At 73.3% G+C, this 21,141-nt stretch carries 14 protein-coding genes, 1 other RNA gene and 1 pseudogene; 12 read left to right on the plus strand and 4 right to left on the minus strand.

What is annotated here, in order from left to right; translation table 11 throughout:
• Positions 1–579: 579 nt before the first annotated feature.
• A pseudogene (locus ACWCPM_RS28680) lies at positions 580–1,266 on the minus strand (glycosyltransferase family 2 protein); the annotation flags it as partial.
• A gap of 500 nt (positions 1,267–1,766) precedes the next feature.
• Positions 1,767–5,465 carry an FHA domain-containing protein gene (locus tag ACWCPM_RS28685; RefSeq protein WP_450979172.1) on the minus strand — a complete coding sequence of 1,233 codons (3,699 nt, stop codon included), beginning with the start codon at positions 5,463–5,465 and terminating at the stop codon, positions 1,767–1,769.
• A gap of 343 nt (positions 5,466–5,808) precedes the next feature.
• Between ACWCPM_RS28685 and ACWCPM_RS28690 the strand changes: the two genes are divergently transcribed.
• The 4 genes from ACWCPM_RS28690 (at position 5,809) to ACWCPM_RS28705 (ending at position 11,051) form a co-directional block, all read left to right on the plus strand.
• Complete coding sequence (locus ACWCPM_RS28690) at positions 5,809–7,509, plus strand: serine/threonine-protein kinase (RefSeq protein ID WP_450979157.1); 1,701 nt, start codon at positions 5,809–5,811, stop codon at positions 7,507–7,509.
• Positions 7,510–7,618: 109 nt separating this feature from the next.
• Entirely contained in the window at positions 7,619–8,851 is a 1,233-nt protein-coding gene (locus ACWCPM_RS28695; RefSeq protein WP_450979158.1) for a serine/threonine-protein kinase, read from the plus strand.
• Between the two features lie 194 nt (positions 8,852–9,045).
• Positions 9,046–10,152 carry a peptide chain release factor 2 gene (gene prfB / locus ACWCPM_RS28700; protein ID WP_450979159.1) on the plus strand — a complete coding sequence of 369 codons (1,107 nt, stop codon included), beginning with the start codon at positions 9,046–9,048 and terminating at the stop codon, positions 10,150–10,152.
• Between the two features lie 299 nt (positions 10,153–10,451).
• Positions 10,452–11,051 carry an LPXTG cell wall anchor domain-containing protein gene (locus ACWCPM_RS28705; protein ID WP_450979160.1) on the plus strand — a complete coding sequence of 200 codons (600 nt, stop codon included), beginning with the start codon at positions 10,452–10,454 and terminating at the stop codon, positions 11,049–11,051.
• An 88-nt stretch (positions 11,052–11,139) separates the two neighbouring features.
• Here the strand turns inward: ACWCPM_RS28705 and ACWCPM_RS28710 are convergent, their stop codons facing one another.
• Complete coding sequence (locus tag ACWCPM_RS28710; RefSeq protein WP_450979161.1) at positions 11,140–11,331, minus strand: hypothetical protein; 192 nt, start codon at positions 11,329–11,331, stop codon at positions 11,140–11,142.
• A 228-nt stretch (positions 11,332–11,559) separates the two neighbouring features.
• On the opposite strand from ACWCPM_RS28710, the gene ftsE reads away from it, so the two are divergent.
• The 5 genes from ftsE (at position 11,560) to ssrA (ending at position 15,495) form a co-directional block, all read left to right on the plus strand.
• Entirely contained in the window at positions 11,560–12,249 is a 690-nt protein-coding gene (gene ftsE, locus ACWCPM_RS28715) for a cell division ATP-binding protein FtsE (protein WP_450979162.1), read from the plus strand.
• 40 nt (positions 12,250–12,289) lie between these two features.
• Entirely contained in the window at positions 12,290–13,207 is a 918-nt protein-coding gene (gene ftsX, locus ACWCPM_RS28720) for a permease-like cell division protein FtsX (protein ID WP_450979163.1), read from the plus strand.
• Between the two features lie 67 nt (positions 13,208–13,274).
• Positions 13,275–14,438, plus strand: coding sequence for a S41 family peptidase (locus ACWCPM_RS28725; protein ID WP_450979164.1), 1,164 nt, complete (start codon positions 13,275–13,277; stop codon positions 14,436–14,438).
• 62 nt (positions 14,439–14,500) lie between these two features.
• A complete protein-coding gene (smpB, locus tag ACWCPM_RS28730; protein WP_450979165.1) occupies positions 14,501–14,980 on the plus strand; it encodes an SsrA-binding protein SmpB in 480 nt (159 codons plus the stop codon).
• Positions 14,981–15,126: 146 nt separating this feature from the next.
• Positions 15,127–15,495: a transfer-messenger RNA gene (gene ssrA / locus ACWCPM_RS28735) on the plus strand.
• Between the two features lie 94 nt (positions 15,496–15,589).
• Here the strand turns inward: ssrA and ACWCPM_RS28740 are convergent.
• Positions 15,590–16,849: an MFS transporter gene (locus ACWCPM_RS28740; RefSeq protein WP_450979166.1), complete on the minus strand. Its 1,260-nt coding sequence runs from the start codon at positions 16,847–16,849 to the stop codon at positions 15,590–15,592.
• 83 nt (positions 16,850–16,932) lie between these two features.
• Here ACWCPM_RS28740 and ACWCPM_RS28745 point away from each other — a divergent pair, with 83 nt between their 5' ends.
• The 3 genes from ACWCPM_RS28745 (at position 16,933) to ACWCPM_RS28755 (ending at position 20,859) form a co-directional block, all read left to right on the plus strand.
• Positions 16,933–17,898 (plus strand): LysR family transcriptional regulator, encoded by a 966-nt coding sequence (locus ACWCPM_RS28745; protein ID WP_450979167.1) that lies wholly within the window; start codon positions 16,933–16,935, stop codon positions 17,896–17,898.
• A 294-nt stretch (positions 17,899–18,192) separates the two neighbouring features.
• Complete coding sequence (locus ACWCPM_RS28750) at positions 18,193–19,578, plus strand: nitrate/nitrite transporter (RefSeq protein ID WP_450979168.1); 1,386 nt, start codon at positions 18,193–18,195, stop codon at positions 19,576–19,578.
• A gap of 120 nt (positions 19,579–19,698) precedes the next feature.
• Positions 19,699–20,859 (plus strand): uroporphyrinogen-III synthase, encoded by a 1,161-nt coding sequence (locus ACWCPM_RS28755; protein ID WP_450979169.1) that lies wholly within the window; start codon positions 19,699–19,701, stop codon positions 20,857–20,859.
• Positions 20,860–21,141 lie beyond the last annotated feature (282 nt).

Below are 21,141 nucleotides of genomic sequence, written 5' to 3' on the forward strand. Positions count from 1 at the left end.
CAGTAGCCGCAGCGGCACCCCCGCGGGCCGGTGCCCGCCGGGCAGATAGCGGCGGTAGAGCGCGCCGGCCTGGCGGAAGAAGGCCCGCCGCCGGCGTCCGGGGAGCCGGTGTGTGTCGGCCGCCACCTCCACCACCACGGCGAACAGCTGGTCGAACAAGGCCCGCGACCGCGCCGCCGAGACCCGCGCGGCACCCGCCTGGAAGAGCGCCGGCTCGATCTGGTCCAGCAGATCGAGCCGGCGCTCGCCCGCGTGGTCGAGCAGGCTCCCTCGCGCCCGCGGCAGATGCCGGACGACCACCGACGGCAGCACGGCCACCCGCTCCGCCAGCACCGTCACCATCGCGCCCCAGCCCAGATCGGTGAAGCAGCCGTAGGGGAAGGCGAGTTGGTGCATTCGCAGGAAGCCGCGCCGGTAGGCGGCGCTCCACACGGGCCGGTTCACCAGTGAGAGCCAGGGGGCGGCGTCGGGGTGGAAGGCCCCCGCCGGGGCGGCCGGCGGGGCGACGACCCGGGCGCCCGGCCCGTCCGCCCCGGCCCCGGCCGGCATCCGCTCGTGCGCGAAGTGCAGTACGTCCACCGGTCCCGTTTCCCGCAGCCGGGCGTCCAGCGCCGCCAGCGCCCCCGGGACGAGGACGTCGTCACCGTCGAGGAACAGCACGTACGCGCCCGACGCCGCCCGCAGCCCGGTCGTGCGGGCCGCGCCCAGACCGGCCGTGGGCGGCGAGTACACCGGTCTCGGCCGGCTGTCCCGCCCGGCGTACCCGGCCGTGACGGCGGCGGCCCGGGCCTCCGGGTCGTCGCACACCGTGATCAGCTCGAAGTCGCCGAAGGACTGGGCCAGGACCGACTCCAGGGCCCGGGCCAGCAGGGCATCGACCCCGTGCGAGGGAACGATGATGCTGAAACGGGGCATGCGTCTCTTTCCGTCCTCGTCATGCTTGCTCGTCGGCGGGAGGCGCGCGCCTCGGGCCGCGGAGGTCCCGCCGGGCGGCCCGTCGCGGACCGGGCGAGGAACGGCCGGGCCGTCCGGACGGCCGCCGGGTGGACGGTCGTGTCGGAGTGGGTCGCGACGAGCAGTGGGGCATGCGGACTCCCGGTAGGTGAAACGGCGCTCAGTGGCTTTCGGTGACGGTGAAGTGACCAGAAGGTTGCGGAATGATGGCTGCCGGGGTGTTTCTCCCCTGATGCGGCGGTCGACGGTACCGGCTGCCGCATCACGGGCGGCACGCGGGCGTTCTGCCCGGGAACGGCGGACGCGGCGCATCAGTCACGGTGCGTACGGCCCGCGGGGCGTGTCGCCCCGAACACGCGGGGCGGGCCGTTCCCGACCCGCCCCGAGATCCCTGTCCGGACCGCCGAACCGAACGGCCCGATGTCGCCGAAGAGTTCGGCGACCGTGACCACAACGCGGCCCGCAACGTCCTGATTCGAAGGACGCCGAATCGTCGCCGCCGGACGGGCGGAGACACTGCACACCTGTGGGGCGCCGGTCAGACGGGCACACGTGCCCGCACAGCGCGGTGAAGCAGGAAGCCCCCCGGAAGGGTCGGACGACCCGGGCCGGAATCCCTGGACTTCAGGCCAGGGAGCACGTCAAGGCCCCGTTCTTCGTGTTCGTCGAACGTGCGAGCGCTGTCCCGTGGGACCGGTCCACGCCGGGTCCGGGGGGTCGGCAAGAGCGCGTGCCGTGTCAACTCGGCGATCGTGAAAGCGTCGTGACTGTTCGACGGGCGGGAGCGGCGGACGCCGCTGTCGCGAGAGGGCCTACAGCAGCGACGGCACCTCCGAGGCGGACACCTCCCGGGCCGCCCGCTCCAGAGCGCTCGCCAGCAGGGCCAGGTCCGTGGGGCCGTTGCCCAGTTCGCGGACGGGGCGGCGGGCCGGCGGGTCGCCCATCCGGTGCCACTCCAGCAGGACCACGGTCGGCCGCAGCGTCGCCGTACGCGGGATACGGCCGGTGACCCGCCCGCCCTGGAAGGGTGTGATCCGTCCGTCGGGACGCGTCAACCGACCCCGGCCGGGCGCCGGTTCGTCGGGTCCCGGCGTGGGGGCGTCGAGGGTGACGCGCAGAGAGGCCCGCCGGGCGGGTTCGGTCTCCGCCGTACGGCCCCCCGGTCCGGCGGCGGCCACCAGGTGCACGCCGAGCCGCTCGCCCTCGCGGGCCACCGCCTCCAGCGCGCGCATCACGGACCCGGCCGCGGGCCGGCCCGGGGAGCCGAGCGGCGGGGACACCAGGGCGTCCAGGTCGTCGACGACCACGACGAGACGGGGCAGCGGGGGCACGTCGTCCGTCGCCCGGCGGGGGGCCGCCGGGCGCAGCCGCAGCGTGGCGCCGGTCGGGGTGTCGAGGTCGCCGGTCCCTGCCGTGGGTGCCGCGCGCTGGCTGACCATACGGCCCGACACCTCACGCCCGGTGTGCCACTCGGCGAAGTGCGAGCGGCCGAGCAGCTCCGCCCGGCGCTTCAGCTCGCCCGACAGGGACTGGGCGAACTCCCGCATCCGGACCGGGTCGTTGGCGAGGAGGTGCGTGGTGACGTGCGGGATGTCCATGCACGAGTGAAGTCCGTCGCCGTGCCCGCTGCCCGCGCCCACGCTGTCCCGGCCGTCCATCAACACCAGGCTCAGCCGGTCGGGGCGCTCGGCGGCGGCGAGCGAGGCGACGACGGCCCGCAGCAGCTCCGTGCGTCCGCTGCCGGGCGGGCCCTCGACCAGCAGGTGCGGTCCCTCGACGACCAGGTCGGCGGCGACCGGGCCACGGGGGCCGGCGCCGAGGACGGTGAGCGCCCGGCCGCCCAGGGCGTCCGTGTCGTCGGCGGCGTCGGCCCAACGGGTCATGAGGGAGGCGGGGGTGGCGCGCGCCAGGCCCAGCTCGTCGAGCAGCCGGGCGGCCTGGGGGAGGGGAGCGCTCACGCGCGCCAGCCGGCCGCCGGTGGCGGACGCGTCCGTACGCAGGGGGGCGAGGGCACGGGCGAACCGCTCGGCCCACGCAAGGGAGACGGCGTCCACGACGCCGACCGTTCCGTGACCCACGGGGGCGGGGTGGGTCAGGGCGTCGTCGGAGCCGGACCTGGGACCGGGCCTCGTACCGGAGCCGGCCGCCGCTCCGGACCGAGCGGAGGAGCCCTCGGTGGTGGTGGTCCCGGTGGTGGTGGCCCCGGTGGTGGTGGCCCCGGCGGGGGCGGCTCCCGCGCCGGCCCGGGCGACACGGAGCAGCCGCAGAGCCGTCGCCACGTCGCCGCTGAGCAGGGCGACGGCTCCGCAGTCACGGAACGCCGGGGCCGCTGCGCAGGCGGCCTCGAAGGTCTCGGCGACCGGGGAGGCGGGGGAGGCCGAGGCGGTCTCGGCGAGGCAGACGACATGGATGCCGGCCCGCGGGCCGTCCACGGCCAGACGTGCCACTGCCTCGCGCAGACCGGTGCCGCCGGGGTCGCCGTCGACGACGAGGACGGTGCGGGGCCCGGCGAAACCGGCGGCGTCCGCCGCGCCGGGCCGCGCGTCCTCCCCGGGGCGGGCCCAGGCCGGACGACGGGACGGGGCGGCGGAGTCGCGGGCAGGAGACTCCGCGCTCTCGGGGTACCGCCGGTCCGGAGCCGAAAGGGTCTCCTTGGCGTCGCCGCGGTCCGCGAGATGGTCGTCCAGGCGGCGCAGTAGCTCGTCGGTGCGGGCCGCGGCCTGTTCGCGGTCATGGGCGAGGAGGAGACGGCAGTCCTGGCCGTGGGCCGGGCGCAGATGCGGCAGCCAGCCGAGCCAGGACCACTCCGCGCTGCGCTCCTCCAGGGCGCGCGCCCGGTCCGTGCTGATCAGGACGATTTCCAGGGTGTCGGGCGAGTGCAGCGCGGCGAGCTGGGCCAGGACCGCGCGCGCGAGCCCGGCCAGGCGGGGGCGCGGACCGGCCAGCCCCAGGGCGCCTGCCTCGCGCAGATCGGCGGTGACCGGCACCGCGGGCAGCGGCCCCGAACCGTCCGGTGCCGCCCGGTCCGCCGTGCCGAGCCGCACGGTGAGTGCCTCGGGGTGGTCCGGCCCGCGCTCCCACAGCCGGGGTCCGGGGCCGAGCGCCGTCAGCAGCAGTGCGGCCGGGTCCGGCCAGGTCTCCTGCGCGTCGGAGCGGCGCGGGACGGCGGGCGCGCCCTCGGCCGGCCCGTCGTCGTAGGTTCCCGGCGTGGCCGGCTCCTGCTCGGCGCCCCGCCCGCCGGCCAGCCGCCGCGCCCACGCCGTGAGCCCGCCCCGCCTGCGCACGCCCTGCGATACGTCGGTGTTGGGCGGCGGCGTGCCTTTGCGGCGGCCGGTGGCCGAGTCGGCGGGGGTGTCGAGCCCGTCGGCGACCGGTGCGCCGGTGCCGGGCGATCCTCCGTGCGTCCCGTCGCCGGAGGGCGCGGCGGGGCCGGGGCCCGGGTGGGGGTCGCGCGGTTCGGTGCCGCGGCTCTCGATGCGGGGTGCCTTGCCCTGCTCCGGCACGTGGGGCCGCGCTGCTGGCGGGTGCTCCTTGGCGTGGGGCTCGGGTCCGGGCGGGCCCGTGTGCCGGTCGGCGTGGGCCGTGCCTGCCTGCGGCTGCCGGTCCTCGTCCGGGGGCGCCGCGTCGTGCGCCGCGCCCGGCGTGCCGGCCCCTCGGTCCCCCCGGGCCGCGCCCGCCGCCGTGTCGTCCGCGGCGGCCGAGGCGGCTCCCGGAACTCCCCAGCTCCCGGCGGCCCCGTAGGCGTGCCCCGTCCTCCCGGACGGTTCTCCCGCCCGCACCCCCGGGGACCCGGCCCCGGACGAGCCGCCGCCCGTCGCGCCGACCCGTACACATCCCTCGCCGTCGGGCGCCGTCCCGACCCGCCGACCCGGCCCTCCGGCCGGTGCCAGCCGCAGCGTGGACTCGCCGATCCGTAGCAGCGCGCCCGGCGCGAAGCGCTGCGGGCGGGTGTCCACGCGCGTGCCGTCGAGCGTGGTGCCGTTGGTGGACGCGAGGTCGGTGACGGAGACACGGCCGTCGGCGCTCAGCGTCACCGCGCAGTGGACACGGGAGACGTCGGGGTCGTCGAGCGGGACGTCGGCCTCGGCGGAGCGGCCGACGCGGATCTCGCCGCCGTGCAGCAGATGGACGCCGCCGGCGTCGGGGCCGGCGATCACGTCGAGGCGGGCCGGGGCGTCGTCCATCTCCGGGTGGGGCTCGGGAGCGGCCGGGCCGCCCAGAGACAACACGGCGCCGTCGAGCAGCGGCGGTTCGCCCAGGGTGCAGCGCTGCGGGTCGAGCCGCTCCGCGCCGGCGTACAGGACGACGGGCCCCGACGGGACGTCCCCGGAGACCGCCGCGGCCAGGCCCGAGGCCACCGCCGACAGGGCCGTGCCGGCCGGCGCCGTGACCAGCACGTCGCGGCTCGCGGCCCGGCCTCGCGGCGGCGGGGGTCCCCCCTGCTCCGGGGGAGCGGGGAACTCGGGTGAGGGCGGGCCCAGCGGGTCTACGACGGTCAGCCGGATCTGCATCGCCGTCAGCGGTCCCTTCTGCACGGGCGCGGAGATCCCCCACCCCACACGAGCACGTCGGCCAGTACTGCACGCATCCTCGCACCTGCCGCCGACACCGCGCCCGCCGCTCCGGAACAAGTGATCTTGATTGGTCGGCTCTGCCCGTAAAAGTGCCTGCCCAGGGCGGCGCCCGCGACCGGTTGAGATCGGTCACGTCCGCTTGCGGCAACCGCGAGACCGAGGCGAGCGTCTTTCCTTCGAACGCGGGCGGGAACAAGTACGTGGGAAGCACAGCCCGCCCCCGCCCCCCACGGCACTACAGTGGGGCGGACGATGCAAGCAAGCAGCAGGGAGCCATGACGTGCGGCCGGTAGGGAGCAAGTACCTCCTTGAGGAGCCGCTGGGGCGCGGCGCCACAGGCACCGTCTGGCGCGCCCGCCAGCGGGAGACCGCCGGGGCCGAGGCGGCCGTGCCCGGGCAGCCCGGTGAGACCGTCGCGATCAAGGTCCTCAAGGAGGAGCTCGCGAGCGATCCGGACATCGTGATGCGGTTCCTGCGCGAGCGCTCCGTGCTGCTCCGACTGACGCATCCGAACATCGTCCGGGTCCGCGACCTGGTCGTCGAGGGCGATCTGCTGGCCCTGGTCATGGACCTCGTCGACGGCCCCGACCTGCACCGGCATCTGCGGGAGAACGGCCCCTTCACGCCGGTCGGCGCCGCGCTGCTCACCGCGCAGATCGCCGACGCGCTGGCCGCCAGCCACGCCGACGGCGTGGTGCACCGCGACCTCAAGCCGGCGAACGTGCTGCTCATGCAGGGCGGCGGTCAGATGCACCCGATGCTGACGGACTTCGGTATCGCACGCCTCGCGGACTCACCCGGCCTGACCCGCACCCACGAGTTTGTGGGCACGCCCGCGTACGTCGCGCCGGAGTCCGCCGAGGGCCGCCCGCAGACCTCCGCCGTCGACATCTACGGCGCCGGCATCCTGCTGTACGAACTGGTCACCGGCCGGCCGCCGTTCTCCGGCAGCTCGGCCCTGGAGGTCCTGCACCAGCACCTGAGCGCCGAGCCGCGCCGCCCCTCCACGGTCCCCGAACCGCTGTGGACGGTCATAGAGCGCTGTCTGCGCAAGAACCCGGCGGAGCGGCCCAGCGCCGAGAACCTCGCGCGCGGGCTGCGGGTCGTCGCCGAGGGCGTCGGTGTGCACGCGAACTCCGCGCAGATCGCCGCCGCCGAGAACGTGGCCGTACTCCTCGCCCCCGACCCCGCACCCGCCACGGTCCCGGGGATGCCCGGGGCGTCCGACCCGACGCAGGTGCTGCCGCACGGGGCGCCCGGCTACGACCCGAACGGGGCGACCAGCGTGCTGCCGCACGCCGGGGGCCCGGCCGGTGCGGCCGACCCCACCGCCGTGCTGCCGAGCACCGGCCCCGCCGGTGCCGACCAGACGCAGGTGCTGCCGCACGGGCAGCAGCCCGAGCAGCCGCACCCCTGGCAGACCCAGCTGCGCGCCGCGCGCGACCGCAACGAGCAGACGCAGGTCCAGTACCTCGACCCCGACGAGGACCCGCTGCGCCGCCGCCCGCAGCGGCAGGTCGCCCGCCCCCAGCAGCAGCCGCAGCAGCCGCAGCCGCAGCGACCCCAGCAGCGCCGGCAGCAGCGTGCCCCGCAGGGACCGCCGCCCGGTTACGGCTATCCGCAGCAGCAACAGCCGCAGCAGTACGCCCCGCAGCCTCAGCACCAGCCGCAGCACCAGCCCCAGCGGTACGCCCCGCCGCCCACGCCCGAGCCCCAGCGGCCCGCGCGCGAGCCGCGGCAGCCGCGCCAGCGCACCGCCAACCCGATGCGGATCCCGGGCCTCGGCTGCCTCAAGGGCTGTCTGTTCACGATCGTCATCCTGTTCGTGGCCGGCTGGCTGATCTGGGAGCTGAGCCCGCTCCAGGAGTGGATCGGCACCGGCAAGAGCTACTGGGACCAGCTCACCGACTGGTTCAGCACGGTCACCGGATGGATCGGGGACCTGGGCGGCTCCGAGGGTCCCGGTTCCTCCACGCAGTAGACGGGGCAGTTGATTTGTCGACACCTGGCGGGTGATTTCCGCCTCCGCGGTGAAGGTCGCCTCCTCGGACGCGTAGTTTTGGCGACAACACGCGTCTGTAGGAGCAGCCTTGGCACGGAAGATCGGTAGCCGGTACACCGCCAACCAGATCCTGGGGCGGGGCAGCGCCGGCACGGTGTGGCTGGGCGAGGGGCCCGAGGGGCCCGTCGCCGTCAAGCTGCTGCGCGAGGACCTCGCCTCGGACCAGGAGCTCGTGGGGCGCTTCGTCCAGGAGCGGACGGCCCTGCTCGGCCTGGAGCACCCCCACGTCGTCTCCGTACGCGACCTGGTGGTGGACGGCAACGATCTCGCGCTCGTCATGGACCTGGTCCGCGGCACGGACCTGCGCACCCGGCTGGACCGGGAGCGGCGGCTGGCGCCCGAGGCGGCGGTCGCGATCGCGGCGGACGTCGCGGAGGGGCTGGCGGCGGCGCACGCGGCCGGGGTGGTGCACCGCGACGTCAAGCCGGAGAACGTCCTGCTGGACATGCAGGGCCCGCTCGGCCCGGGCGGCTCGCACCGCGCCCTGCTGACGGACTTCGGCATCGCCAAGCTCATCGACTCCCCGCGCCGCACCCGCGCCACGAAGATCATCGGCACGCCGGACTATTTGGCCCCGGAGATCGTGGAGGGCCTCCCGCCCCGGGCCTCCGTGGACATCTACGCGCTGGCGACCGTGCTCTACGAGCTGCTGGCCGGCTTCACCCCCTTCGGCGGCGGCCACCCCGGCGCGGTGCTGCGCCGGCACGTCACGGAGACGGTCGTCCCCCTCCCCGGAATCCCGGAGGAGCTGTGGCAGCTGCTGGTGCAGTGCCTGGCGAAGGCGCCGGCGTCGCGGCTGCGGGCGTCCGAGCTGGCCGCAAGCCTGCGGGAGCAGCTCCCGGTGCTGCGGGGGATGCCGCCGCTGGACGTGGACGAGCCGGACACGGAGCCGGACGAGCCCGCCCGGACGCCCCCGGCCGGGCGGCAGGAGACGCCGGTACGGGTACGCCGGGGCGCGGTCCCGCTGGTCCCCGGCGCGAAGCCGGACTCCAACCGCGACACCCACACGTCGATGAGGGTCCCGGCACCGGACGAGCTGGCCGGCGGTGCGCGCGGCACCGCACGGGCGCCCCGCGCCGCGGGCACCCCCCGTCCCGGCTCGGCCCGCCACCGCTCCACCACCCGACGCCGCCGCCTGATCCTGGCGGCGGCGGCCGTCGCCGTGGCGGCCGCCGCGGGCACCGGCGCCTGGCTGGCCACGTCGGACGACGAGGCGGGCTCCCCGCAGGACACGAAGAACACGGCCCCGGCGTCCCCGTGACCCTCGCGGGCCGCCGGGCCCGAGCGGCTCCGGCCCGGCGTGTCCGGTCCGTCCGGCGTCCGAGGGCAAGGCCCTCCGGGGCCGTGGCGGGGTGCGGGGGCGCCGCCTCCGGCCGGCCCGCACCCAGGCCGGGCGCGGCGGGACCGGGGATCGCCCTGCATGGGCTTTCCGGCGGAGCCGTTACGCTGGGAGGCGTGGCAGTCGTCGATGTATCCGAAGAGCTCAAGTCCCTCTCCTCGACCATGGAGTCGATCGAGGCCGTCCTGGACCTCGACAAGCTGAGGGCAGACATCGCCGTGCTCGAGGAGCAGGCGGCCGCGCCGTCCCTCTGGGACGACCCGGACGAGGCGCAGAAGATCACCAGCAAGCTCTCCCACCTCCAGGCCGAGGTCAGGAAGGCGGAGGCACTGCGCGGGCGGATCGACGACCTCGCGGTGCTGTTCGAGATGGCCGAGGAGGAGGACGACCCGGACACCCGCTCCGAGGCGGAGTCCGAGCTCGGCGCCGTCCGCAAGGCGCTCGACGAGATGGAGGTGCGGACGCTCCTCAGCGGTGAGTACGACTCGCGGGAAGCGCTCGTGAACATCCGCGCCGAGGCCGGTGGCGTCGACGCCGCCGACTTCGCGGAGCGCCTCCAGCGGATGTACCTGCGCTGGGCCGAGCAGCGCGGCTACAAGACCGAGATCTACGAGACCTCGTACGCGGAGGAGGCGGGCATCAAGTCCACCACCTTCGCGGTGCAGGTGCCGTACGCCTACGGCACCCTCTCCGTCGAGCAGGGCACGCACCGTCTGGTGCGCATCTCGCCCTTCGACAACCAGGGTCGCCGCCAGACCTCCTTCGCCGGTGTCGAGGTGCTGCCCGTGGTCGAGCAGACCGACCATGTCGAGATCGACGAGACCGAACTGCGGGTGGACGTCTACCGGTCCTCCGGCCCCGGCGGCCAGGGCGTGAACACCACCGACTCCGCGGTGCGCCTCACCCACCTGCCCACCGGGATCGTCGTCTCCTGCCAGAACGAGCGGTCGCAGATCCAGAACAAGGCCACCGCCATGAACGTCCTCCAGGCCAAGCTGCTGGAGCGGCGCCGCCAGGAGGAGCAGGCCAGGATGGACGCCCTCAAGGGCGACGGCGGCAACTCCTGGGGCAACCAGATGCGTTCGTACGTCCTGCACCCCTACCAGATGGTCAAGGACCTGCGCACCGAGCACGAGGTCGGCAACCCGGAGGCCGTGTTCAACGGCGAGATCGACGGCTTCCTGGAGGCCGGAATTCGCTGGCGCAAGCAGCAGGAGAAGTAAGAGAAGCGTTTTGTCGACAAGGCAACTGCCGTCCTCCGGGCGGCAGTTGCCTTTTCTGTTCCCGGATGTCTGGGTTTTACATCACACTCACAGGCTTCAACGCACGGCAAAGAACCCGTACCTGGACATCGCGTACGCAACGGCCTTGACGTTGCTTTGAAAAATGGGAAGGGTGAAGCGTGGCATGCGTATCTCCGGGGCGCATGTGAACCGGGGGGCTTCACCACATCAGCTACTCCCGTCGATCACGGCCCCGAGCGCCGCCTCAATGACGATGAGCTACTGGGGGTAGCAACCATATGACCAACAAGACGCGCGTCCGCATAGCGCGCCTCGCGGCCGGCGCCGTGATCGCGGCCGGCGCCTCGCTGACCGCCGCGGGTGCGGCCTCCGCCACCGAGGGCGACTGCTTCGTCGGCATCCTGTGCGAGGACCGCTCGCCGAGCCCGGATCCGGACCCGGACCCGACCCTCCCGACCGGTGAGCCGACCGTTCCGACGGGCGAGCCCACCATCCCGACCGGTGAGCCGACCGTTCCGACGGGCGAGCCGACCGACCCGACCGAGGAGCCCACGGAGCCGGAGGAGCCCGAAGAGCCCACCGAGGACCCCTCCGAGGAGCCCTCGGACGACGAGACCACCGCCCCCGGCACCGGTGACGGCGACAACACCGACCCCGACGGCGGCACCTCCCCGCAGGACGAGGGCTCCTCGTCCCTGACGGACACCGGCTCGGAGCTCCCGTCGGCCTCCGCCCAGGGCGGCGGCGACGAGCTGGCCGAGACGGGTGCCGCGCAGACCACCTTCCTGCTGATCGGCGCCGCGACGATGATCGTCGGCGGTATCGGCTTCCGGGTGCTGCCGCGCCTGGCGGGCGGCCGCGGCGGAGCCGCTGCCTGACCGGTGGCCTAGCGTGATCGCCGAAGGGCCCGGAGCAACCGCTCCGGGCCCTTCGGCGCATCTCCCGCCGTCCCGCGCGGCGCGCGTCCTACGCGGTCTGGTGCGCGAGGAGCGCCACCGCCGCGATCAGCACCGCCAGCAGGGCGATCAGAGTCATCGGGTTGAGAGCCGTGAAGGGGTTCTCCTGCTGGAGCCGCTCCCGGTTGGCCCGGCACACGGGGCAACGGCCCTCCGCCACGGGTGCGGCACAGTTCGCGCACACCAGCCGGTCGTACGTCATGTGCTCGCCTCCTTGCACCGGTACCGGTTCGTGGCTACAACGCCCGGGGGAACGCAAACGTTCCCCCTCCACTCTGCCAGGTTCCCCCGGAAAGAGCGCGGGCGCTCTCAGAAGGTTGTGGTGGACAAAAGTGCACAAGTATTGCACAACCGCTACCTGCGCCTGCGCTTGCGTACCCGCGTCGCGTATGGTCACGCACATCTACCCCCGGCGACCCGTGGTGCATCCGTGATCCGATTCGACAACGTGTCCAAGGTCTACCCCAAGCAGACCCACCCCGCCCTCAGGGATGTCTCCCTCGAGGTGGAGAAGGGTGAGTTCATCTTCCTTGTGGGGTCCTCAGGCTCCGGAAAGTCCACCTTCCTGCGGCTGATCCTCCGCGAGGAGCGGTGCAGCCACGGTCAGGTGCACGTTCTGGGCAAGGACCTCGCGCGCCTCTCCAACTGGAAGGTGCCGCAGATGCGGCGCCAGTTGGGGACGGTCTTCCAGGACTTCCGGCTGCTGCCGAACAAGACCGTCGGCGAGAACGTCGCGTTCGCGCAGGAGGTCATCGGCAAATCGCGCGGCGAGATCCGCAAGTCCGTGCCGCAGGTGCTCGAACTGGTCGGGCTCGGCGGCAAGGAGGACCGGATGCCGGGCGAGCTGTCCGGCGGTGAGCAGCAGCGCGTCGCCATCGCGCGGGCCTTCGTCAACCGGCCCAAGCTGCTGATCGCCGACGAGCCCACCGGCAACCTCGACCCGCAGACCTCCGTCGGCATCATGAAGCTGCTCGACCGGATCAACCGGACGGGCACGACCGTGGTGATGGCCACGCACGACCAGAACATCGTGGACCAGATGCGCAAGCGCGTCATCGAGCTGGAGAAGGGCCGCCTCGTCCGCGACCAGGCCCGCGGCGTCTACGGCTACCAGCACTGAGACACCAGCGAGATCCACGGAAAGGCTTGAAGCAGACGCCATGCGCGCCCAGTTCGTTCTGTCGGAGATCGGTGTAGGTCTCCGCCGCAATCTGACGATGACCTTCGCGGTCATCGTCTCGGTCGCCCTGTCCCTGGCCCTGTTCGGCGGTTCGCTGCTGATGAGCGACCAGGTGAACACCATGAAGGGCTACTGGTACGACAAGGTCAACGTCTCGATCTTCCTCTGCAACAAGAGCGACGCCGAGTCCGACCCCAACTGCGCCAAGGGCGCGGTCACCGGGGAGCAGAAGGAGCAGATCCTCGGCGACCTCAAGAAGATGTCGGTCGTCGACAGCGTGACGACCGAGTCGCAGGACCAGGCGTACAAGCACTACAAGGAGCAGTTCGGCGACTCCCCGCTGGCCAGCTCCCTCACGCCGGACCAGATGCAGGAGTCGTACCGCATCAAGCTGAAGGACCCGGAGAAGTACCAGGTCATCGCGACCGCCTTCAACGGGCGGGACGGTGTGCAGTCGGTGCAGGACCAGAAGGGCATCCTGGACAACCTGTTCGAGCTGCTCAACGGCATGAACTGGGCCGCGCGGGCGATCATGGCGCTGATGCTGGTGGTGGCGCTGATGCTGATCGTCAACACCGTGCGCGTCTCGGCGTTCAGCCGGCGGCGGGAGACCGGGATCATGCGCCTGGTCGGCGCCTCCGGCTTCTACATCCAGGCGCCGTTCATCATGGAGGCCGCGGTCGCCGGGCTCATCGGCGGCACCCTCGCGTGCGGTTTCCTGGTGCTCGGGCGGTACTTCATCATCGACAACGGCCTGGCGCTGTCCGAGAAGCTGAACCTGATCAACTTCATCGGCTGGGACGCCGTCCTCACGAAGCTGCCGCTCATCCTCGCGACGAGCCTCCTGATGCCTGCCTTGGCGGCGTTCTTCGCGTTGCGCAAGTACCTGAAGGTGTGACACATGCCAAGAGGGCCGTACGGTCAAGCGACCGTACGGCCCTTCGCGTTGTCCTAGACTCACCGGCATGTCGGGTCGTGACCTGTTCTGTCAGCCCCGCCGCTTCGGCCGCGGGGCCGCCCTGACCTTGGTGTTCGCCAGTGTGCTCGTCGCCGGCGCCGCGACCGGCTCGCTGCCGGGCGACGAACAGGGGACCACGTCCGGCGCGACGCCCTCCGCGGCCCCCGTCGGCAGTCAGCAGGAGGTCGCCCGCGCCGCCGCCGAGGCCATGGCCGAGGGCAAGTCCCCCATCGAGGCCGCCGAGCGCGCCGTGAGCCGCAGCGGCAACCGCTGGGACGCCGTCTACTCCCGGGGCGAGTACGAGGAGTTCCAGGAGGCCCTCGACGGCGAGTACACCGGCGTCGGCCTCTCCGCACGCCGCGAGCGCGGCGGGCGCATCGAGGTCACGCGGGTGGCCGACGGCTCCCCCGCCGCCGAGGCCGGGATCCGCGCCGGGGACCGGCTGCGCAGCGTCGACGGACGGAAGGTCGACGGGCGTCCGGTCACCGAGGTGGTCTCCCTGCTGCGCGGCGACGCCACCGACGCGGACGCCGGCACGACCGTCCGTCTCGGGGTGGAGCGCGGCACGCGCACGTGGACCGAGACGCTGCGCCGGGCCCGGCTGTCCACCGGCTCCGTGACCGTCCGCACGCTCACCGACGGCGCCACCGTCATCAGGATCGCCGCCTTCACCAAGGGCTCCGGCGAGGTGGTCCGCGAGGCCGTGCGGCGGGCCCCGGCCTCCTCGGGAGTCGTCCTCGACCTGCGCGCCAACAGCGGCGGCCTGGTCACCGAGGCCGTCACCGCCGCCTCCGCCTTCCTCGACGGCGGTCTGGTCGCCACCTACGACGTCGACGGCGATCAGCTCGCCCTGCACGCCGAGCCCGGCGGCGATTCCGCCAGACCCTTGGTCGCGCTCGTGGACGGCGGCACGATGAGCGCGGCCGAGCTGCTGACCGGCGCCCTCCAGGACCGCGGTCGCGCGGTCGTCGTGGGCTCCCGCACGTTCGGCAAGGGATCGGTGCAGATGCCGAGCCGGCTGCCCGACGGCTCCGTGGCCGAGCTGACCGTCGGCCACTACCGCACCCCCTCCGGCCGTGGTGTCGACGGCCGCGGCATCACCCCCGACCTGGAAGCCGGCGAACGCGCGCTCGACCGGGCCCGGACGGTCCTCGCCGGACTGGGCCGGTAGCGGCACGGCGCGATAATCGGCTTCCCTCGCACCCCCCTCGTAGTGCGAAAATGGGCGGCACTATGGCTAAGGAAAAAGGGCGCAAGCTGATCGCGCAGAACAAGAAGGCGCGGCACGACTACCACATCCTGGACACCTACGAGGCCGGGCTGGTCCTCATGGGCACCGAGGTGAAGTCACTGCGCCAGGGCCGGGCCTCGCTGGTCGACGGCTTCGTCCAGCTGGAGGACCACGAGGCGTGGCTCTACAACGTGCATGTGCCGGAGTACAGCCAGGGCACCTGGACCAACCACAGCGCCCGGCGCAAGCGCAAGCTGCTCCTGCACCGCGAGGAGATCGACAAGCTGGCGTCCAAGTCGGGAGAGACGGGTCATACCGTCGTGCCCCTCGCCCTGTACTTCAAGGACGGCCGCGCCAAGGTCGAGATCGCGCTGGCCAAGGGCAAGAAGGAGTACGACAAGCGGCAGACCCTGCGGGAGAAGCAGGACCGCCGCGAGGCCGACCGGGCCATGTCGGCGGTGCGGCGCAAGCAGCGGGCCTGAGCGGGGAAGGCCCCGGCGCCGGGCCGCGCCGAACCCGGTACGACGGCGGGGTGACCGCTGGGAAAACGGTGGCATCGGCGGAGGGTGATCCCGTACGATGGCATCCACACCCCACAGAGGGTGTGGGCAGTTTGAAAAAACAACATGGGGATGATCGGTTTCGACAGCGGCTGTCGAAGCAGGGGAAGCGTGTCGAGGAAGCGGCCATGATCTCGTAAACCACAGGCCGAAACCAATAATCGCCGATACCAAGCGCGATTCCTTCGCCCTCGCTGCCTAAGTAGCGACTTGCGAAGTGTCAGCCCGGGGCTGTTCCCGACCCGGATCCTGGCATCAGCTAGGGGACTAAACCTTGATCCCGGTCACGGGGTGAAGAGGGAAACCAAACAGTGACTGAGCCCGTCGGAGACTTGTCCGCGTGATCTTCGGGGCTGAGAAAAGCGCAGCGGACTGCACACGGAGAAGCCCTGATTCCGCACCGTTGGACGCGGGTTCGATTCCCGCCATCTCCACAATCTCCATGCGACCAGAGCCCGGTGGTTTCCAACCACCGGGCTCTGGTCGTTTTTATGGAGCCCGACTCTATATCGAGGGGTCGTTCACGGCCGCCTACCGGCTGGGGCTCGCCTGGGGGCTCGGCTGAGGCACTCCGGGCACCCCTCGGGAGCCGCGGGCGGCGCGGGACACGAGGGTGATGACGAGGGCGAGGGCGGCGGCGGTGACCGGTATGCCGTAACCGGTCACCGTCGCCGTCCGCTCCACCGTCCAGCCGCCGAGCGCGCTGCCTGCCGCGACGCCGCCGAGGAGGGCGGTCACGGCGAGGGTCATCCCTTCGTTGAGGCGGTCGGCGGGGGTGTGCCGCTGGACGAGTGCCATGCCGGTGACCATCGTCGGGGCGGTCGCCATCCCGGCGAGGAGCAGGGCGGGGGCGAGGGCGAGGAGGGAGGAGGTGACGGTGGCGGCCAGCAGGGGGAGGACCAGCAGGGCCGCCATCGCGGCCAGGCACCAGGACAGGCGGCGGTCGGCCGGCGCCTTGAGCCTCAGCGTGCCGAAGACCAGTCCCGCCGCGCACGAGCCCGCCGCCTGGAGGGCGAGCAGGACACCCGCCGCCGTGCGGTGACCCTGAGCGTCCGCGAAGGCGACCGTCACCACCTCCGTCGCGCCGAACACGGCTCCGGTGGCCAGGAGCGCGGCCAGCAGCGCCGGCATACCGGGGGAGCGCAGCGGAGAGGGGGCCTTCGTGCGGGGTGCCACGGGCGGTTCCGTGGCGCGCTGGGCGGTGAACAGGAGCGTGCCGGTGAGCAGCAGCACGCTCCCGGTCAGTGTGCCGGCCTCCGGGAAGAGCGTCCCGCAGAGGAGGGCCGCGAGCACCGGGCCGAGCATGAAGCACAGCTCGTCGGCGGCCTGTTCGAAGGAGTTGGCGGTGTGCAGGGCGTCGGGGTCGCCCCGGAGCAGGTGGGCCCAGCGGGCGCGCGACATGCCGCCGATGTTGGGGGTGGTCGCGGTGGCGGTGTAGGCGGCGAAGAGGGTCCAGACCGGGGCGTCGTGGTGCAGGCAGAGGACGAGGCCCAGGCTGCCCAGGACCGCCACGAGGGTGGCGGGAACGGCGACGCGGGCCTGGCCGTGCCGGTCGACGAGGCGGGCGACCCAGGGCGCGACCAGGGCGGTCGCGGTGAGCCCGGTCGCGGTGACGGCGCCGGCGAGGGCGTACGAGCCGCGGGAACCGGCGATCATCATGACCGCGCTGACGCTGAACATGCCCATCGGCAGGCGGGCGACGAGGTTGCCCAGCGTGAAGGCGCGGGTGCCGGGGTGGGCGAACAGACGGCGGTAGGGGCCCGGTATGCGGGAGGACGTCGCGTACGGCATCGGGCAACCGTCACCCACGGACGATCAAGAGGTCCAACACTTTGTCCGGCTCGATTCACGCACCTCTGTTGTAAGTTCTCGTCATGTCCGCACCCGCCCATCTCGACCCGCGGCTCCTGCGCGCCTTCGTCACGGTCGCCGAGGAACTGCACTTCACCCGCGCCGCGTCCCGGCTGTACGTAGCCCAGCAGGCGCTGAGCCGGGACGTGCGCCGACTGGAGCGGGAGCTGGGCGCCGAGCTCTTCGTCCGCACGACCCGGCAGGTGACGCTGACGGCGGACGGTGAGCGGCTGGTGCCCCACGCCCGCCGGGTGCTCGCGGCGCAGGAGGCGCTGCTCGCGGCGTTCGGGCAGGCCAGGCCCCTGCTGGTGGACCTGAACTCGCCCGGCCTCGGCACCCCGCGCCGGGTGCTGCTCCGGGCCCGCGAGCTCGCCCCGGAGCAGGAGCTGATGGCCCGCTACGAGAGTGGGCTGACCTGGGCGGCGGGGGAGTTGCTGGCGGGCCGGATCGATGTGTCGTTCGGGCGGTTCGCGGGACTGGACGCCGTGCTGCGCAGACAGCTGGAGCACCGGATCGTCCGCTACGAACCGATGGCGGTCGTGCTGCCGGAGGACCACCGGCTCGCGTCGCTGCCGGAGGTGCCGCTGGCCGCGCTGGCGGGGGAGAGCGTGTACGCCGGGGCCGGGAACCCGCGTACGCCGGAGTGGACCGATCTCGCGCGGCGGCTGTTCGAGGGACGGGGGATCGAGCCGGCGCCGCCTCTGCCGATGGCGGTGGGCGACGAGGAGTTCCAGCGGGTGATGGCGAGGACGCGGTGCCCGGTGCTCGCCGTGGTGGACTTCCCGGCGATGCCCGGGACGGTACGGCGGCCCTTGGTCGACCCCGTTCCCCTGTCGCCGGTGTCGATGGTGTGGCGCAAGGGGCTGACGCATCCCGCGCTTCAGGCACTGTGGCGGGCGGCCGCCGAGATGGCGGCCGAGGAGGGATGGCTGCGGCTGCCCGAGGGCGCCTGGCTGCCGGCGTCGGACCGGGCCGCCCGCGGAGACTGAGGCGGGGCGGAATCGGCACGCGCCCCCTGTAAAAGACCGCCCCTGCGGCGCGACGCCGGGACATCCGTTCGCGGCGGGACCGTACGGCGCGGCGCCGGGCGGTGCCGCGCGGGGGCTCAAGGGCAGCCGTTCCCGGACCGGCCCGGGGCGACCTCTCACCCCACCCCCGCCCAGGGTGAGAGCAAAGTTCCCTTCCGGTCACCCACCGCCACAGACCGGAAACGCGCCCTCCCTACCTTCGGGACTCAGCCACTCAGCGCGGCACCACCGAGCCCGGAGCACCGTGGAGGCGTCATGACAGCCCCGAGTACACCCCCCGCACCCGGCGGCGGGTCAGGCCGCTGGATCGAGGACTGGGATCCCGAGGACGAGACCTTCTGGCAGGAGACCGGGGAGCGGGTCGCCCGCCGCAATCTGCTCTTCTCCGTGCTCTCCGAGCACATCGGGTTCTCCGTCTGGACCCTGTGGTCGGTGATGGTGCTCTTCATGGGCCCGGAGTACGGCCTCACCCCGGCCGACAAGTTCTTCCTGGTCTCGATGGCCACGCTGGTCGGCGCCGCGGTCCGTGTGCCGTACACCTTCGCGGTCGCCGTCTTCGGCGGCCGGAACTGGACGATCGTCTCGGCGGGTCTGCTGCTCGTCCCCACCGTCGCCGCCTTCCTCGTCATGGAGCCGGGGACCTCGTACACGACCTTCCTGGTCTGCGCGATGCTCGCCGGTGTCGGCGGGGGCAACTTCGCCTCGTCCATGACCAACATCAACGCCTTCTTCCCGCTGCGGAAGAAGGGCTGGGCCCTCGGCCTGAACGCCGGGGGCGGCAACATCGGCGTGCCGGTGATGCAGCTCGTCGGCCTCGCCGTGATCGGCGCGAGCGGCGGCCCGCGGGTACTGCTCGGGATCTACATCCCGCTGATCGTCGTCGCCGCGGTGCTCGCCGCGCTGTACATGGACAACATCGCGTCGCTGCGCAACGACTCGGGCGCCGCCAAGGAGACCGTACGGGCCGCTGACACCTGGATCATGTCCTTCCTCTACATCGGCACCTTCGGCTCGTTCATCGGCTACAGCTTCGCCTTCGGCCTGGTCCTCCAGACCCAGTTCGGCCGTACGCCGCTGCAGGCCGCGTACGTCACCTTCGTCGGCCCGCTGCTCGGCTCGCTGATCCGGCCGGTGGGCGGCGCGCTCGCCGACCGCTACGGCGGCGCCAGGATCACGCTGTGGAACTACGTCGGCATGGCCGCCGCGACCGGCGTGGTCGTGCTGGCGAGCATGGGGGAGTCGCTGGCGCTGTTCACGGCCGCGTTCATCGCGCTGTTCGTGCTGAGCGGGCTCGGCAACGGGTCGACGTACAAGATGATCCCCGGCATCTTCCACAACAAGGCCCTCGCCATGGGACTCGAAGGGGAGGAGGCCGCGGCCTACGGACGGCGGCTGTCCGGCGCCTCCATGGGGCTCATCGGCGCGGTGGGCGCGCTCGGCGGGCTCGGGATCAACCTGGCCTTCCGGCAGTCGTTCCTGAGCGCGGGCTCCGGCACCGCCGCCTTCGTCGCCTTCCTGGTCTTCTACGGCCTCTGCTTCGTGGTCACCTGGGCCGTATACCTTCGCCGCCCGGCCGCTCAGGAACCCGCCACCCGGGCCGCCACGGAGGCGAAGCCGCAGCTCAGCTACGCCGAGGTGTGACGTAACACCGTCGACATCGCACCGAACCGAGCCTGTCACGCGTCGTTGACAGGCTCGATCGGCATCCAGGGGCGACGACATGAGGGCGGGAACGACTCGAGTGCGGGACGAGAGCCAGTGATGCACGAGCGACAGCAGCGACCGGATCAGGCGGAGCACGGGCCCCTCGCCGGGTTCACCGTGGGCGTGACGGCCGCCCGCCGGGCCGACGAGCTGGGGGCGCTGCTCCAGCGGCGCGGCGCCGCGGTGCTGCACGCGCCGGCCCTGCGGATCGTGCCCCTCGCCGACGACAGCGAGCTGCTGGCCGCCACCGAGGACCTTCTGGACCGGGTGCCGGACGTGGTGGTGGCGACGACCGCCATCGGCTTCCGGGGCTGGGTCGAGGCCGCCGACGGCTGGGGGCTCGGCGAGACGCTGCTCGACCGGCTGCGCGGCGTGGAACTCCTCGCCCGTGGGCCGAAGGTGAAGGGCGCGATCCGGGCGGCGGGGCTGACCGAGGACTGGTCGCCGTCCTCGGAGTCCATGGCCGAGGTGCTCGACCGGCTGTTGGAGGAGGGCGTCGACGGGCGGCGCATCGCCGTGCAGTTGCACGGCGAGCCGCTGCCCGGGTTCGTGGAGTCGCTGCGGGCGGGCGGCGCCGAGGTGGTCGGCGTGCCCGTCTACCGGTGGATGCCGCCGGAGGACGTGGCGCCCGTGGACCGGTTGCTCGACGCCACGGTGGCGCGCGGCGTCGACGCGCTGACCTTCACGAGCGCGCCCGCCGCCGCGTCCTTGCTGTCCCGCGCCGAGGAGCGGGGGCTGCTCGCCGAGCTGCTCGCCGCCCTCCGCCACGACGTGCTGCCCGCCTGCGTCGGCCCGGTCACCGCGCTGCCGTTGCAGGCCCGCGGCGTCGACACCGTCCAGCCCGAACGCTTCCGGCTCGGTCCGCTCGTCCAGCTCCTGTGCCGGGAACTGCCCGCCCGCGCCCGTGCGTTGCCCGTCGCCGGGCACCGGGTGGAGATCCGGGGCCACGCGGTCCTCGTGGACGGCGACCTCAAGTCCGTACCGCCGGCCGGTATGTCGCTGCTGCGCGCACTGTCACGCCGGCCCGGCTGGGTGGTCGCCCGGTCCGAGCTGCTGCGGGCGCTGCCCGGTGCCGGCCGGGACGAACACGCCGTGGAGACGGCGATGGCCCGCCTGCGGTCGGCCCTCGGCGCGCCGAAACTGATCCAGACCGTGGTCAAGCGCGGCTACCGGCTCGCCCTGGACCCGGCGGCCGACGCCAAGTACGCCGACGACTGACCCGGCCCGCCGCCGTCTCCTGGGGGGGGGCGGCGACCGGCCGACGCCTGTCCGCTGCCGTCTCCTGGGGGGCGGTGATCGGCCGACGCTTGTCCGCTGCCGTCTCCTGGGGGCGCGGGGAACCGCGCGATCGGCCCCGATGGCGCCGCGGATGAGCGCCGACCGGTTCGCAGTCCCCAGGTGAGGCGCGTGCCCGCCCACGACGGCGTCTCCCCTCCCCGGGGGGGGGGCCCCCCGGCAGCCCCCCCGCCAGCCCGCCACCGAGGTAACCCGAACCCCCCG

The organism is Streptomyces sp. NPDC002309 (assembly GCF_053593375.1).

Excerpts from the sequence above, each read along its gene's own strand:
- ftsX (WP_450979163.1), top strand. The coding sequence starts at position 12,290 with ATGCGCGCCCAGTTCGTTCTGTCGGAGATCGGTGTAGGTCTCCGCCGC.
- ACWCPM_RS28725 (WP_450979164.1), top strand. The coding sequence starts at position 13,275 with ATGTCGGGTCGTGACCTGTTCTGTCAGCCCCGCCGCTTCGGCCGCGGG.
- ACWCPM_RS28710 (WP_450979161.1), bottom strand. The coding sequence starts at position 11,331 with ATGACGTACGACCGGCTGGTGTGCGCGAACTGTGCCGCACCCGTGGCG.
- ACWCPM_RS28740 (WP_450979166.1), bottom strand. The coding sequence starts at position 16,849 with ATGCCGTACGCGACGTCCTCCCGCATACCGGGCCCCTACCGCCGTCTG.
- ACWCPM_RS28750 (WP_450979168.1), top strand. The coding sequence starts at position 18,193 with ATGACAGCCCCGAGTACACCCCCCGCACCCGGCGGCGGGTCAGGCCGC.
- ACWCPM_RS28755 (WP_450979169.1), top strand. The coding sequence starts at position 19,699 with ATGCACGAGCGACAGCAGCGACCGGATCAGGCGGAGCACGGGCCCCTC.
- smpB (WP_450979165.1), top strand. The coding sequence starts at position 14,501 with ATGGCTAAGGAAAAAGGGCGCAAGCTGATCGCGCAGAACAAGAAGGCG.
- ACWCPM_RS28685 (WP_450979172.1), bottom strand. The coding sequence starts at position 5,465 with ATGCAGATCCGGCTGACCGTCGTAGACCCGCTGGGCCCGCCCTCACCC.
- ACWCPM_RS28745 (WP_450979167.1), top strand. The coding sequence starts at position 16,933 with ATGTCCGCACCCGCCCATCTCGACCCGCGGCTCCTGCGCGCCTTCGTC.
- ACWCPM_RS28705 (WP_450979160.1), top strand. The coding sequence starts at position 10,452 with ATGACCAACAAGACGCGCGTCCGCATAGCGCGCCTCGCGGCCGGCGCC.